Origin of the sequence: Shewanella sp. KCT (genome assembly GCF_007636505.1) — a bacterium.
Lineage (GTDB): Bacteria > Pseudomonadota > Gammaproteobacteria > Enterobacterales > Shewanellaceae > Shewanella > Shewanella halotolerans.
In genome coordinates this window covers 198,879-213,856 of record NZ_LVDJ01000001.1, presented here as the reverse complement: position 1 = coordinate 213,856, position 14,978 = coordinate 198,879, and the positions used below count along the sequence as shown (strand labels likewise).

The following is a 14,978-nucleotide window of genomic DNA, read 5'->3' as shown; positions in this document are numbered from 1 at the left end:
TGTCGGCAAAGCTTTACACTAAGCCCGTTTAAAATAAGCAAAATTCATCGCTCGCCACAGAGATGCCCGATTGCCAAAGCCGCCGCAATGACGTTCAATAGACAAATTATGATAAGTGTCTGCAATACAGGAATGCGTTATGACAATCATGCAAAAGGTCTTTTGGCTTATCGCCACCCTAGGCAACGGGGCCGGACTCTATTTATATTTCACCTCTGGCGGCACCGGCGCCGTCTTCGTTCTCAGCTTTACCCTGCTCTACACCCTGGTCGGCGCCTACGATCTACTCTTTAGCTCCCACACTCTTAACCGCCTCTACCCTGTGGTCGCCTACCTACGCTACTTCCTCGAGTCTTACCGGGTAGAGATACAGCAGTACTTTATCGCCAGCGACACGGAGGAAGCCCCCTTTAACCGCGAGCAGCGCTCCTTGGTCTATCAAAGAGCCAAGAACGTGCGCGATACCATAGCCTTCGGCACCCAGCGCGACCTGTTAGAGGAGAACTATCTGAGCCTGTGGCATTCACTCTCGCCTAAACATATCGATGAACAGGCCAAGCGGGTGCGCATCGGCGGCCCGGACTGCACTCAGCCCTATGACGCCTCTTATTTTAATATCTCGGCCATGAGTTTCGGCTCCCTCAGCGCCAATGCCATCGAGGCACTCAACCTGGGCGCCAAGAAGGCGGGCTGCTATCACAACACGGGGGAAGGCGGCGCCAGTCCCTATCATCTCAAGCATGGCGGCGATCTAGTATGGCAAATAGGCTCCGGCCTGTTTGGCTGCCGCGACGATGAGGGCAACTTCAACCCCGACAGCTTCGAGAAGATGGCCAAACGCCCGCAGATCAAGATGATAGAGATAAAGCTCAGCCAAGGGGCTAAGCCGGGTCACGGCGGCGTTCTACCCAAGGCCAAGATCACCCCTGAGATCGCCCTCATCCGCCATATCCCTATGGATAAAGACTGCGTCTCCCCCGCGGTCAACCCAGAGTGCACCACGCCTATCGCCCTGCTCAACTTCGTCAAACGCCTGCGTGAGTTGAGTGGCGGCAAGCCGGTGGGCTTTAAGCTCTGCATAGGTAATCCGGCGGAGTTTCTCGCCATCTGTAAGGCGATGCTCAAGACAGGCATCACACCCGACTTTATCACCATAGATGGCGCCGAGGGTGGCACGGGGGCGGCGCCAGTCGAGTTCAGTAACCGCCTGGGGATGATGTGTCTCGAAGGGGTTTACTTTGCCAACAACGCCCTGGTGGGCGTGGGCTTACGGCACAAGATCACCCTGATCGCCTCGGGTAAGACAGCCTCCAGCTTCGATCTGCTCACCAAGATCGCCATGGGCGCCGACTTAGTCAACGCCGCCCGCACCATGATGCTGTCTCTGGGCTGCATTCAGTCCAGAAGCTGTAACACCAATATGTGTCCCACAGGCATCGCCACCCAAGACCCGGCCCGCTCCAAGGCGCTGGATGTACAGGTGAAGAGCGAGCGGGTGAAAAACTTCCATCACAACACCCTAAAGGCCTTCTATGAACTGGTGGGCAGCATGGGGCTGGATAACCCCAACAAGTTAAAGCCGCGAATGATTAAGCGCCGCTCACCCTATGGCCTACTGATCTCCACCGGCAGTCTGGTGGCCCCTCTCACCCATAACGCCATCATAGAAGATAAACTGCAAGGCACCGCCTGGGCATCCTGGTGGCAGCAGTGCACCGCCGAAGACTTCTACTGCGAGGATACCTATATCCTGACCCCAGCCGAGTTTGGTCTCTCCCGTCATAGGGAAAACGACCATAGGAAAAATGCTTAAGCTTTAAAAGCTAACAAATTTGATAGCTAATGAATTTGCAAGATATTAGATTGAATAGGTAATAAAAAAGGCGCCCTAAGGCGCCTTTTTTAATTCATGCTACAGACTTAGGTGGATATTACCAGCCAGTCTTAGCACGCAGTGCACTGCCGATGTCGGCAAGTGAACGTACGGTAGTCACGCCTGCCGCTTCTAGTGCTGCAAACTTGTCTTCAGCCGTACCTTTACCGCCAGCGATGATCGCGCCAGCGTGGCCCATACGCTTACCAGCAGGTGCAGTAACACCGGCAATGTAAGAGACAACAGGCTTAGTCACGTTAGCCTTGATGTAAGCAGCAGCTTCTTCTTCAGCAGTACCACCGATCTCGCCGATCATAACGATAGCTTCGGTCTGTGGATCGTTTTGGAACATTTCCAATACGTCGATGAAGTTAGTACCTGGGATTGGGTCACCACCGATACCAACACAAGTTGATTGGCCGAAACCTTCGTCAGTCGTTTGCTTAACCGCTTCATAGGTCAGGGTACCAGAGCGAGACACGATGCCCACTTTACCTGGCTTATGGATGTGACCTGGCATGATACCGATCTTACATTCGCCTGGGGTGATAACACCTGGGCAGTTTGGACCGATCATGCGAACGCCAGTCTCTTCCAGCTTAACCTTAACTTCCAGCATATCCAGAGTAGGAATACCTTCAGTAATACAAACGATTAGCTCGATGCCGCCGTCGATAGCTTCTAGGATAGCGTCTTTACAGAAAGGCGCAGGTACATAGATAACGGTAGCAGTCGCACCGGTTTCAGCCACAGCATCTTTTACTGTGTTGAATACAGGCAGACCCAGGTGAACCTGACCGCCCTTGCCTGGCGAAACACCGCCAACCATTTGCGTACCGTAAGCGATAGCTTGCTCAGAGTGGAAAGTACCTTGACCGCCAGTGAAACCCTGACAGATAACCTTGGTATCTTTGTTAATTAATACAGACATTATTTGCCCTCCGCAGCAGCAACAACTTTAACAGCAGCGTCGGTTAGCGACTCGGCTGCAATAATGTCAAGACCAGAGTTAGCCAATACTTCGCGACCGAGATCTGCGTTAGTACCTTCTAGACGAACAACCACTGGCACTTCAACACCCACTTCTTTAACGGCACCAATGATACCTTCAGCGATCATGTCACAACGTACGATACCACCGAAGATGTTGACCAGAACCGCTTTCACGTTAGCGTCAGACAAGATGATCTTGAATGCTTCAGCAACACGCTCTTTAGTCGCGCCGCCACCAACGTCCAGGAAGTTAGCTGGCTTGCCGCCGTGCAGGTTAACGATGTCCATAGTACCCATTGCTAGGCCGGCACCGTTTACCATGCAGCCTACGTTACCGTCTAGGGCAACATAGTTCAGCTCAAATTTAGCAGCGTGTGCTTCACGAGCGTCATCCTGTGATGGATCGTGCATGTCACGGATCTTTGGTTGACGGAACAATGCGTTACCATCGATACCAATCTTACCGTCTAGACAGTGGATGTTACCTTCGGTAGTGATAACCAGAGGGTTGATCTCAAGCAGTGCGAAGTCGTGGTCGGTGAACATAGTCGCCAAACCCATGAAGACTTTTGTGAACTGCTTCATCTGAGTTGGGTTCAGACCCAACTTGAAGCCAAGATCGCGTGCCTGGTAAGGCTGAGGACCTGTCAAAGGATCGATAATCGCCTTGTGGATCAGCTCAGGTGTCTCTTCGGCAACAGTTTCAATCTCTACGCCACCTTCGGTAGACGCCATGAAGACAACGCGACGGGTCGCACGGTCAACAACGGCACCTAGGTACAGCTCGTTTGCGATATCAGTGCAGCTTTCGACTAGGATCTTAGCAACTGGCTGACCTTTTTCGTCAGTCTGATAAGTTACCAGGTTCTTGCCTAACCAATGCTCAGCAAATGCTCTGATCTCTTCTTTATCGCCGGTAACTTTAACGCCACCTGCTTTACCACGGCCGCCTGCGTGTACTTGACACTTAACAACCCACATATCTCCGCCAATATGGCCAGCCGCTTCTACCGCCTCTTGAGGGGTATCACAAGCATAACCTTCTGACACTGGTAAACCATATTCGGCAAATAGGGCTTTTGCCTGATACTCATGCAAATTCATGATGATCTATCCGTATACTTCTAATCTAATCCAACCGGCTCAATAGAGTCGGTAGCGAGGGGTGATGCCTACCGTTGCCGACAGGCATCGAAACAACATCGTCTTACAGGTCTAATAGTAGACGAGTTGGGTCTTCCAGGAAGTCCTTAATGGCAACCAGGAAGCCAACAGACTCACGACCATCGATGATACGGTGGTCATAAGAGAGTGCTAGGTACATCATAGGTAGAATTTCTACCTGACCATTAACCGCCATTGGGCGATCTTTGATGGCATGCATGCCCAAGATAGCGCTTTGTGGCAGGTTAAGGATTGGGGTAGACATTAGCGAGCCAAATACGCCGCCGTTAGTCACGGTGAAGTTACCGCCGGTCATGTCGTCAACAGTCAGCTTACCGTCGCGGCCCTTGATAGCCAGGTCACGAACGTTACGCTCGATGTCAGCCAGGCTCATGGTGTCTGTGTCACGCAGTACTGGTGTTACCAGGCCACGAGGCGTAGAAACCGCGATGCTCACGTCGAAGTAGTTGTGGTAAACGATATCATCACCGTCGATAGAGGCGTTCACTTCTGGGAAACGCTTCAGGGCTTCGGTCACGGCTTTCACGTAGAAAGACATGAAACCAAGACGGATGCCGTGCTTCTTCTCGAACAGCTCTTGATACTGCTTACGAATGTCCATGATAGGCTTCATGTTCACTTCGTTGAAGGTCGTCAACATAGCCGTTGAGTTCTTCGCTTCCAGCAGACGGTTTGCGATAGTCTTACGCAGACGCGTCATAGGTACACGCTTCTGGCTACGCTCACCTAGCGGCGCAACAACGGCTGGCGCCGCAGCTGACTTAGCAGCAGGCGCTGACTTGATGAAGGCTTCCACATCTTCTTTAGTGATACGACCGCCAACACCAGTACCCTTAATTTTAGCGGCATCCAGGTTGTGCTCGGCAATCAGACGACGTACAGATGGGCTTAGCGCGTCGTTAGACTCTTCGCTAGCCGCTTCCGCTTGCGGGGCTGCCGCTTCGGCTTGCTCTTTAGAGACTTCCTGACCGGCAACCGCACCAGCAACAAACTTAGCAATAACGGCTTCGGCCAACACTGTGTCACCCTCTTCCGCCAGGAACTCAACGATTGAACCATCTTCTGGCGCAACCACTTCTAGAACCACCTTGTCGGTTTCGATATCGACCAGGTTTTGATCACGAGACACTTGCTCGCCAGCTTTAACATGCCATGTGGCGATGGTTGCATCAGCAACTGATTCTGGCAGTACGGGTACCTTAATTTCGATACTCATGGAAAGCTATCCTTTTTATAAATTGTCTATTACTACAGTTTTAATGCGCTATTGATTAAAGATTCTTGCTGCTGGGTGTGCAGGGCCGGATAACCACATGCTGGCGCGGCCGAGGCTTCACGACCCGCATAGGTTAATTGAGCACCGGCAGGAATGGCTGCCCAGAAGTGGTGCTGGCTGCAATACCAAGCGCCTTGGTTCTGAGGTTCTTCCTGACACCAAACGAAATCTTTAACGTGCTGATACTGGGCGAGGATCTTTGCCATATCTTCGTGTGGGAACGGGTACAGTTGTTCGACACGAATGAGTGCAACATTGTCCAGGTTCTCTTTACGACGCTTCTCGAGCAGTTCGAAGTAAACCTTACCACTACAGAAGACCACGCGATCGACCTTGCTGCTATCGAGCTCGTCTATCTCGGCAATCACATTCTGGAAGGTGCCTTCGGCCAATTCTTCCAGGCTAGACACCGCCAGCGGATGACGCAGCAGTGACTTAGGTGACATGACCACCAGAGGACGACGCATAGGACGCACTACCTGACGGCGTAGCATGTGGTAAACCTGTGCCGGTGTCGATGGGACACACACCTGCATGTTGTGGTTAGCACAAAGCTGCAGGAAACGCTCCAGACGTGCACTCGAGTGCTCTGGGCCCTGACCTTCGTAGCCATGTGGCAACAGCATGGTCAAGCCACACAGGCGGCCCCACTTCTGCTCACCTGAAGAGAGGAACTGATCGATCACCACCTGGGCACAGTTAGCGAAGTCACCGAACTGAGCTTCCCAAATGGTCAGGCCGCCCGGCTCAGCCGTAGCATAACCGTACTCGAACGCCAGTACTGAGGCTTCAGACAATACCGAGTCAGAGATATCGATAGGGCCTTGCATGTCAGACAGGTGACGCAGTGGCAGATAAGCCGTCGCATCATTTTGGTTGTGCAACACGGCGTGACGGTGGAAGAAGGTACCACGGCCGGAGTCTTGACCTGTGATACGCACGCGCTTGTTGTCATCCAAAATCGAGGCGTAGGCGAGAGTTTCGGCAAAGCCCCAGTCCAGCAGCTTGTCACCGGCGGCCATGGCCACACGGTCTTTGTAGATCTTAGCAACACGCGACTGTAGCTTGTGGCCCTCTGGCACGTAGCTGATCTTCTCAGCCAATGCCTTAACGCGATCTAGCGGTAACTCGGCAGGATAAGCCTCATCCCACTCACGGTTAAGATAAGGTGTCCAGTCAACCGTGTGCAGCGTCATTGGACGCCACTCTTTAACTACGCAATCGCCTTTATCCAGCGCGTCGCGGTAGTCGTTGATCATCGCGGTCACATCATCTGCGCCTAGGGTCTGCTCTTCGATCAGACGGTCGGCATAGATCTTACGTGGCGTTGGATGTTTCTTGATCTTGGCATACATCAACGGCTGAGTTGCACTCGGCTCGTCGGCCTCGTTGTGGCCGTGACGACGGTAACAGACCAGATCGATCACTACGTCACGCTTAAACTCGTTACGGTAATCAACCGCTAGCTGAGCAACGAAGGCGACCGATTCTGGGTCGTCTGCGTTCACGTGGAAGATAGGCGCCTGTACCATCTTGGCGATATCGGTACAGTACTCGGTCGAACGGGTGTCTTCAGTCAGGTTAGTAGTAAAACCTACCTGGTTGTTGACCACGATACGGATACTGCCACCCACCTTGAAGGCACGGGTCTGAGACATGTTAAAGGTCTCTTGGACAATACCTTGACCGGCAATCGCGCTGTCGCCGTGAATAGTGATAGGCATTACCTGAAGACCCGTCTTACAACCGCGGCGGTCCAGACGTGCTCTTACCGAGCCCATGACCACAGGGTTAACGATCTCAAGGTGCGATGGGTTAAACGCCAGTGCCAGGTGAACGTTGCCGCCCGGTGTTTCGAAATCTGATGAGAAACCTTGGTGATACTTAACGTCACCCGAGCCGTTGAGCTCATCGCTGTGCTTACCGGCAAACTCGTCGAAGAGTTCTGATGGCTTCTTACCTAAGATGTTAACCAGCAGGTTTAGACGACCACGGTGAGCCATGCCCACGACGATCTCTTTAGTACCCGCTTCACCGCCACGATAGATGATTTCACGCATCATAGGGACGAGCGCGTCACCACCTTCCAGTGAGAAACGTTTTGCGCCGGGGAACTTGGCACCGAGATACTTCTCCATACCTTCGGCGGCGTTCAGGCCCTCGAGGATACGTGTCTTGGTGTTCTTATCGTAATTCGCTCTACCTAATGATGGCTCCAAGCGTTGTTGGATCCAACGCTTCTCATCGGTATCTGTGATGTGCATGTATTCCGCACCGATAGCAGCACAATAGGTTGCTTTCAGTGCTTTAACCAGATCACCCAGCTTCATGGTGTCGCCACCGTGAGCAAATGAACCAGTGTTGAATTCACGCTCCATATCTTCGCCGGTTAAGCCGTGGAAGGCCGGGTCCAATTCAGAGACGGTATCGCGCTTCCATAGCCCGAGGGGATCCAGATTCGCATTCTGGTGGCCGCGGAAACGGTAGGCGTTGATCAACTGAAGAACTTTAACCTGTTTGGCATCGACTTCTGGATCGGTCACACGAGCAGCGCTCTTGTGACGACCGTCTAGCGCCAAACTACGGAAATATTCACGTACTTTAGAGTGGGCAGCTTCGGGCACATCTGCTGTTGCACCGTTGGCATATGGGAGGTTATCAAACACCGCTCGCCAGTCGTCTGATACTGACTGAGGGTCCTCTTGATAGGCTTCATACATCTCTTCTACATAGGTCGAATTAGCCCCGTTTAAATGAGACGATTCGAGCCAGGCTTTCATGATGCCTTGGTGCATTTCTATTCCTTTCAAACTTTATACACGTGTTTTTAGCCAAAGTATTGAAAATGCAATCCAGTCAAATGTACTGCAATTGCAAAATATCTGCCGCCCCTAGAGTCCAGATTTCACGGCATGTGTAGTTCCATTACATAAAAGAGCCACTTCTCACATAGAAGAAGTGACTCTCAAAAGAGCTATATAATTATTAAAATCAGCTCAGTGTGTTGCATTTAGACAGCTCGCTTAAGCAGCATAGACTTGATGTGTCCAATTGCTTTAGTCGGGTTGAGTCCTTTAGGACAAACGTCAACACAGTTCATGATGCCATGGCAACGGAATACGCTGTAAGCATCGTCGAGCTCAGACAGACGCTCTTCTGTGGCGGTATCGCGGCTATCGATAAGGAAACGATAGGCATGCAACAGGCCACTTGGACCGATGAACTTGTCTGGGTTCCACCAGAATGATGGACAAGCCGTTGAACAACACGCACACATGATACACTCATACAGACCATCCAGGTGCGCACGCTCTTCTGGCGATTGCAGATGTTCACGGGCCGGTGTCTTGTCGTCGTTGATCAGGTAAGGCTTGATCTTCTCGTACTGCTTGTAGAACTGAGTCAGGTCAACAATCAGGTCACGAACAACAGGCATACCCGGCAGTGGACGTATCTCCAGCTTCTTACCCTTGAAGGTAGAAATTGGTGTGATACAGGCCAGACCGTTCTTGCCGTTCATGTTTACGCCATCACTACCACAAACACCTTCACGGCATGAGCGACGGAACGCCAGCGTTGGGTCTTGTACCTTCAGCTGCATCAGGACATCCAGCACCATCATATCGGTACCGTCAGCCACTTCTAGCGTGTAATCCTTCATGTAAGGCTTAGAGTCTACTTCAGGATTATAGCGATAAATAGCAATCTTCAAATTCATCTTATCTTCCTTAGTAGGTACGCTTGATCGGCGGGAAGGCTTCACGAAGCTTAGGCTCCATGTTTACCGCACGCTTGGTCATCTGTTCGGTCTGAGGATCGAACAAGCTGTGACACAACCAGTTCTCATCATCACGCTCGAGGAAGTCTTCACGTGAATGCGCACCACGACTCTCTTGACGGAAGTTCGCCGCATAAGCAGTCGCAATCGCTGTCGCCATCAGGTTATCTAGCTCTAGACACTCGATACGCTGAGTGTTGAACTCTCTTGAGTTGTCAGACAGCTTGGCGTTAGCCAAACGCTCGCGAATCGCCTTAAGCTCTTCAAGACCTTCTGCCATTGCCTCGCCGGTACGGAATACCGAGAAGTTAAGCTGCATACAAAGCTGAAGATCTTTACGGATCTGCGCAGGATCTTCACCGTCTTTGTTGCTTTCCCAACGATTTAGACGCTCAAGCGACTTAGCGATGTCGGCATCGGTTGCATCTTTAGGTGTAGCAGTCTCATCCAGCGCCTTACCCAGGTGCTGACCGGCTGCACGGCCAAAGACCACGAGGTCGAGTAGTGAGTTACCACCCAGGCGGTTCGCGCCGTGTACCGATACACAGGCAATCTCACCCACGGCAAACAGACCAACGACATCCTGCTCGCTACCATCTTCATTCTTACGGATCACCTGACCGCTCACCTTAGCAGGCAAACCACCCATCATATAGTGACAAGTTGGCAGTACAGGGATTGGACCATCGGCTGGATCGATATGCGCGAAGGTACGAGACAGTTCACAAACGCCTGGTAGACGTGCTTCAAGCGTCTCTTTACCTAAGTGATCGAGTTTCAGTAAACAGTGAGGACCTAGTGGACCGTCGAGACCACGGCCTTCACGGATCTCAGTCATCATAGAACGTGCTACCACGTCACGAGATGCCAGGTCTTTCGCGTTTGGTGCGTAACGCTCCATGAAACGCTCGCCATCTTTGTTCAGCAGGTATCCGCCTTCACCACGACAACCTTCGGTGACCAGTACACCCGCGCCGGCGATACCGGTTGGGTGGAACTGCCACATCTCCATGTCTTGCATCTGCACGCCAGCGCGCATCGCCATGCCGACACCGTCGCCGGTGTTGATGTGAGCGTTAGTGGTAGAGGCGTAGATACGACCCGCACCACCGGTTGCCAGAATGGTGGCCTTAGACTTGAAGTACACGATCTCGCCGGTTTCGATTTCGATTGCAGTACAACCTACGATGGCGCCATCTTCGTTCTTAACCAGGTCAAGTGCATACCACTCAGAGAAGACTTCAGTCTTATGCTTAACGTTCTGCTGGTATAGACAGTGCAGCAGGGCGTGACCGGTACGGTCAGCCGCCGCAGCGGTACGTGCCGCCTGCTCGCCACCGAAGTTCTTCGATTGGCCGCCGAAAGGACGCTGATAGATCTTACCGTTATCGAAACGAGAGAATGGCAGACCCATGTGCTCGAGTTCGATAATGGCTTCTGGACCGGTTTGACACATAAATTCGATAGCGTCTTGGTCACCGATGAAGTCGGAACCCTTAACGGTATCGTACATGTGCTGTTCCCAATGGTCTTCATGTGCGTTACCTAGGGCAACGGTAATACCACCCTGGGCAGAAACGGTATGAGAACGCGTTGGGAATACTTTAGATAACAGCGCGCAGCTCTTACCTTCTTTAGAAATCTGTAGTGCAGCTCGCATACCCGCGCCACCGGCGCCAATTACGACTGCATCAAACTCACGTACTGGAATACTCACTTAAACACCCCACACAATAACAATGCCAGCAGCCAGGTAAGAAAGCGCTGCTATGACGAAGACGAATTGGAGTACGCCACGGACGGCTACCGGCTTAACATAGTCGGTGAGCACCTGCCAGATACCGATCCAGGCGTGAACCAGGATGGCGACCAGGGCAAGAAGCGTAAACACTTTCATCGGCAAAGCACTGAACAAACCGTGCCATACGTCATAAGTGAGAGGCGCACTAGCGGCGATGAATCCTACTAAGAAAATGGTGTAACAAGTAAGGATCACGGCACTAGCACGAAGAAGAATAAAATCATGAACGCCACTGCGTCCAAGACTTGCTGCATTTGTTACCATACCCAAATCCCCGCAATGATTGACCATGCCGCTGCAATAACGAAGGCGGCTTTCGCTGAAGCGTTACCCGATTCCAACTCTTCCCAACGACCGGTATCCATGATCAGGTGGCGTAGGCCAACGATCAGGTGATAACCAAGCGCGGTCAGAATTCCCCAGACAACAAACTTAACGATAAAGGTATCAAATAGAGATTGAATGCCTGCGAAACTCTCAGCAGATGCGAGTGACTCACTCAACAACCAGATAAGAATGCCGACGGCAAACAGCATGATGACACCGGAGACACGGTGTAGGATTGACGCAATCGCTGTTGCAGGAAAGCGAATGGTCTGCAGATCTAGATGGACAGGTCTTTGCTTTTTCACGTTCTGCTCACTCTGCTCCATTGAGCATTATTTTTGTTATTGAACCTCTTTCGAACGAAATTTGACCAGCAAGCAAACTTACCACCTCCTCTCGCCTCAAAAGGAAAGTTGAAACAAACAGTTAACTAATTCAAAAATCACTAAATAAGTATGTAAATAATGGTCTACGAATTGGTTTGTTTGCAGCTCTTTCGAGCCGAAGCAAGTATACGCCCCACAAATGTCAAATACAAACATCACATTATGCAAATTTTGTTTTTTTGGTAAAAAAATCTGCCAAGTTGCTGTATTGGCGGGCACTTACGTCAAATTAAGACCATGGTCTAACGAATTTAAACACTTATTTAAATTGAAATGTGATCTAGATTCACTGTAAAGTATTGGCGTTTGACAAAGCCGCACTCACATAAGAATGAAGTAAGGAGAACGGGGTATGGCTGATAATATAGCCAAATTGGAACTACCAGGGAACGATTCGATTGACCTGCCTATTAAGAAAGGAACGGCGGGATTTGATGTTATCGACATCAGCAAACTCGGTAGCAAAGGTCATTTTACATTTGACCCAGGATTCCTAGCGACAGCATCCTGCGAATCAGCTATCACTTACATTGATGGCGCCCAAGGTATACTTTTACACCGTGGTTACGCGATCGACGAACTTGCCGTCGACTCAGACTATTTAGATCTTTGTTATCTGCTGCTTTACGGTGAGTTACCTAACAAGGCTCAATACGACAAATTTGTTTACACGGTTAAGACCCACACTATGGTTAACGAGCAACTGGCTTCGTTCTTCCGTGGTTTCCGCCGTGACGCACACCCAATGGCCATGCTATGTGGTGTCACAGGTGCACTGTCTGCATTCTACCAAGACTCTCTCGATGTCAACGACGAACACCACCGCGAAATTGCGGCGTTCCGTTTAGTCTCTAAGATGCCGACTATCGCCGCTATGTGTTACAAGTATTCAATTGGCCAGCCATTTGTTTACCCACGTAACGACCTAAGCTATGCGGGTAACTTCCTAAGCATGATGTTTGCGGTTCCTTGCGAAGAGTACAAGGTTAACCCTATCATCGAACGCGCTATGGACCGTATCTTTATCCTGCACGCAGACCATGAGCAAAACGCTTCGACCTCTACCGTGCGTCTAGCCGGTTCATCGGGTGCTAACCCATTTGCATGTATCGCAGCGGGTATCGCTTCACTATGGGGCCCTGCACACGGCGGCGCTAACGAAGCTTGCCTGAACATGCTGGAAGAGATTGGCACTGTCGATCGCATTCCTGAGTTCATCGCTCGTGCGAAAGATAAGGAAGATCCATTCCGTCTGATGGGCTTCGGTCACCGCGTTTACAAGAACTTCGACCCTCGCGCCAAGGTTATGCGCGAAACCTGTCACGAAGTCCTTGCCGAGCTTAAGGTCAATGACCCGCTGCTCGACGTGGCGATGGAACTTGAGCGTATCGCACTGGAAGATGAGTACTTCGTGTCGAAGAAACTCTATCCAAACGTCGATTTCTACTCAGGCATCATCATGAAGGCTATCGGCATTCCAACCAGCATGTTCACCGTACTGTTCGCCCTGGCGCGTACTGTGGGTTGGATTGCACACTGGAAAGAGATGCTGGATCAGCCTGGTCACAAGATCAGCCGTCCACGCCAGCTCTACACAGGCTCACCAGAACGCGACTTCGTCAAACTGGACAAGCGTTAATCGCTGCCTAGTCTTAAAAAGCACCCTTCGGGTGCTTTTTTTATGTATCTCTTCGAATAGCTTTGCTTTAATTGCTCTACTTTTAATCGCTCTTTTGGTCGCTCTCTTTTAATGCCTCAGTTTTAGGCAAGGCGTTATGCCTGAGCTTCTATATGAGCCTTTTACATGCGTCTTTTACATGCACCTTTTACATGAGTAGTTATAGACGAGCTTTTATATCTGGATGTTGGTATCTGAGCCTTCACCACTATGGGTTCACGATTTAAAGCGATTGACTCCCTTTACCTTCCACAAGTCTTCTCTTCAGCCCTTTCCTCTCTGCCCTTCCCGCTCAGCCCTTTTTCTCTCAGCACTTCACTTCTAAACCTTTTCCCATTAAGCAATCAGCCTTACATCCATGTAAGTGAAGCTGCCCCTATGTAATAGAGATACATTTTGTATCAAATCCAATTTGCACTGACCTTGGCAATAGGTCTTAACTGTTAATTAGTCAAAAGCATCACATGTTAAACATTTTCGCTACAAACCAGTTAACAAACTCACCATGCCCTAACTGATTTTAGCGTAAGCACCTGATAAATAGTCATTTAACATTTTGGCACACCTTGTGCTTACTAAGGCTAATTGGATAAATAACATAGGTATCTTCACATGGAATCTTTTTCAAAGTTTAAGTTGGCACTTCCCCTACTATTTGTTGCCGTACTCAGTGCATGTGGTAATGAGGAAACGAAGAAAGAAGAAGAAAAGTACGCCGTTCCAGTCGAAACCACGACAGTCATACAAGGTGATGTCTCCTCTTTTTATAGTACTACCGCAACTCTGGAAGCTCCTCAGGAAGCCGACGTTGTTAGCCGCATAGCCGGTCTTATCGAATCCATTAAAGTCGAAGAAGGGGATCGCGTCTCCAAGGGGCAATTGCTGGCAGTAATCGATGCTAAGCGCCAGCGCTACGATCTGGCCCGCTCACAGGCTGAAGTGGAGATCATCGAGCAAGAGCTCAACCGTTTAAAGAAGATGAGCAATAAAGAGTTCATCAGCGCCGATTCCATGGCCAAACTCGAGTACAACCTACAAGCCGCCATCGCCAAGCGCGACTTAGCCGCCCTTCAGGTAGAAGAAAGCATGGTTCGCTCCCCTATCGATGGCGTAGTGGCCAAGCGTTATGTGAAAGCCGGTAACATGGCCAAAGAGTTTGAGCAGCTTTTCTATGTGGTTAATCAAGATGAACTGTACGGCATAGTGCATCTGCCAGAGGCGCAGCTGCAGAGCCTGCGCCTAGGCCAGGAGGCCGAGCTGTATGCCAACAAGCACACCCAAGATACCATTCACGCCAAGGTGCTGCGGATCAGCCCCATAGTCGACCCTCAAAGCGGTACCTTTAAGGTCACCCTTTCGGTGCCTAACCAGAATGCCCAACTAAAGGCGGGGATGTTTACCCGGGTTGAGCTGAGATACGACACCCACAGCAATGTGATAACCGTTCCCTACAACGCCGTGGTCAATCAGGACAATCAATACGCCCTGTATGTCGTCCAAGGAGACAATGCCCTGCGCCGCGAAGTTGCCCTAGGCTATCGCGAAGCCGACACAGTAGAGGTGGTCTCAGGGCTGGAACCCGGCGAACAGATAGTGATCCGCGGACAACAAAACCTGAAAGATCAATCCTTAGTTGAAGTGATCAGCCAACTAGACGTTGCTCGCGCACAACAATAACGGG

Annotated in this window: 11 protein-coding genes; 3 read left to right on the top strand and 8 right to left on the bottom strand. The window is 50.9% G+C overall.

The window, feature by feature from the left end:
• The first annotated feature begins 139 nt into the window (after window positions 1-139).
• A complete protein-coding gene (locus AYI87_RS00975) occupies window positions 140-1,813 on the top strand; it encodes an FMN-binding glutamate synthase family protein (RefSeq protein WP_144198827.1) in 1,674 nt (557 codons plus the stop codon).
• 118 nt (window positions 1,814-1,931) lie between these two features.
• Here AYI87_RS00975 and sucD read toward each other — a convergent pair whose 3' ends face one another.
• The 8 genes from sucD to sdhC all read right to left on the bottom strand — a co-directional run bounded on the left by sucD (window position 1,932) and on the right by sdhC (window position 11,559).
• On the bottom strand, window positions 1,932-2,804 hold the full coding sequence (gene sucD, locus AYI87_RS00970; protein WP_011865457.1) for a succinate--CoA ligase subunit alpha: 873 nt from the start codon (window positions 2,802-2,804) through the stop codon (window positions 1,932-1,934).
• Window positions 2,804-3,970: an ADP-forming succinate--CoA ligase subunit beta gene (sucC, locus tag AYI87_RS00965; protein ID WP_011865456.1), complete on the bottom strand. Its 1,167-nt coding sequence runs from the start codon at window positions 3,968-3,970 to the stop codon at window positions 2,804-2,806. Before sucC ends, sucD begins: the two co-directional genes overlap by 1 nt.
• Window positions 3,971-4,073: 103 nt before the next feature.
• The gene (odhB, locus tag AYI87_RS00960; RefSeq protein ID WP_144198825.1) at window positions 4,074-5,267 is read right to left on the bottom strand and encodes a 2-oxoglutarate dehydrogenase complex dihydrolipoyllysine-residue succinyltransferase; all 1,194 of its coding nucleotides are present in this window, start codon (window positions 5,265-5,267) and stop codon (window positions 4,074-4,076) included.
• Between the two features lie 32 nt (window positions 5,268-5,299).
• A complete protein-coding gene (gene sucA / locus AYI87_RS00955) occupies window positions 5,300-8,122 on the bottom strand; it encodes a 2-oxoglutarate dehydrogenase E1 component (RefSeq protein ID WP_144198823.1) in 2,823 nt (940 codons plus the stop codon).
• A 215-nt stretch (window positions 8,123-8,337) separates the two neighbouring features.
• The gene (locus tag AYI87_RS00950) at window positions 8,338-9,045 is read right to left on the bottom strand and encodes a succinate dehydrogenase iron-sulfur subunit (RefSeq protein ID WP_144198821.1); all 708 of its coding nucleotides are present in this window, start codon (window positions 9,043-9,045) and stop codon (window positions 8,338-8,340) included.
• A gap of 10 nt (window positions 9,046-9,055) precedes the next feature.
• Complete coding sequence (gene sdhA / locus AYI87_RS00945; RefSeq protein WP_144198819.1) at window positions 9,056-10,822, bottom strand: succinate dehydrogenase flavoprotein subunit; 1,767 nt, start codon at window positions 10,820-10,822, stop codon at window positions 9,056-9,058.
• On the bottom strand, window positions 10,823-11,170 hold the full coding sequence (gene sdhD / locus AYI87_RS00940; protein WP_144198817.1) for a succinate dehydrogenase, hydrophobic membrane anchor protein: 348 nt from the start codon (window positions 11,168-11,170) through the stop codon (window positions 10,823-10,825).
• Window positions 11,164-11,559, bottom strand: coding sequence for a succinate dehydrogenase cytochrome b556 subunit (sdhC, locus tag AYI87_RS00935; RefSeq protein WP_011865450.1), 396 nt, complete (start codon window positions 11,557-11,559; stop codon window positions 11,164-11,166). Before sdhC ends, sdhD begins: the two co-directional genes overlap by 7 nt.
• A gap of 412 nt (window positions 11,560-11,971) precedes the next feature.
• On the opposite strand from sdhC, the gene AYI87_RS00930 reads away from it, so the two are divergent.
• Both AYI87_RS00930 and AYI87_RS00925 read left to right on the top strand, forming a co-directional pair.
• Window positions 11,972-13,258, top strand: a complete 1,287-nt coding sequence (locus tag AYI87_RS00930; protein ID WP_144198816.1) for a citrate synthase — start codon at window positions 11,972-11,974, stop codon at window positions 13,256-13,258.
• Between the two features lie 651 nt (window positions 13,259-13,909).
• Complete coding sequence (locus AYI87_RS00925; RefSeq protein ID WP_144198814.1) at window positions 13,910-14,974, top strand: efflux RND transporter periplasmic adaptor subunit; 1,065 nt, start codon at window positions 13,910-13,912, stop codon at window positions 14,972-14,974.
• The last annotated feature ends 4 nt before the right edge of the window (window positions 14,975-14,978 follow it).

Coding starts and splice junctions, on each gene's coding strand:
- AYI87_RS00975 (WP_144198827.1), top strand. CDS start 140: ATGACAATCATGCAAAAGGTCTTTTGGCTTATCGCCACCCTAGGCAAC.
- sucD (WP_011865457.1), bottom strand. CDS start 2,804: ATGTCTGTATTAATTAACAAAGATACCAAGGTTATCTGTCAGGGTTTC.
- sucC (WP_011865456.1), bottom strand. CDS start 3,970: ATGAATTTGCATGAGTATCAGGCAAAAGCCCTATTTGCCGAATATGGT.
- odhB (WP_144198825.1), bottom strand. CDS start 5,267: ATGAGTATCGAAATTAAGGTACCCGTACTGCCAGAATCAGTTGCTGAT.
- sucA (WP_144198823.1), bottom strand. CDS start 8,122: ATGCACCAAGGCATCATGAAAGCCTGGCTCGAATCGTCTCATTTAAAC.
- AYI87_RS00950 (WP_144198821.1), bottom strand. CDS start 9,045: ATGAATTTGAAGATTGCTATTTATCGCTATAATCCTGAAGTAGACTCT.
- sdhD (WP_144198817.1), bottom strand. CDS start 11,170: ATGGTAACAAATGCAGCAAGTCTTGGACGCAGTGGCGTTCATGATTTT.
- sdhC (WP_011865450.1), bottom strand. CDS start 11,559: ATGGAGCAGAGTGAGCAGAACGTGAAAAAGCAAAGACCTGTCCATCTA.
- AYI87_RS00930 (WP_144198816.1), top strand. CDS start 11,972: ATGGCTGATAATATAGCCAAATTGGAACTACCAGGGAACGATTCGATT.
- AYI87_RS00925 (WP_144198814.1), top strand. CDS start 13,910: ATGGAATCTTTTTCAAAGTTTAAGTTGGCACTTCCCCTACTATTTGTT.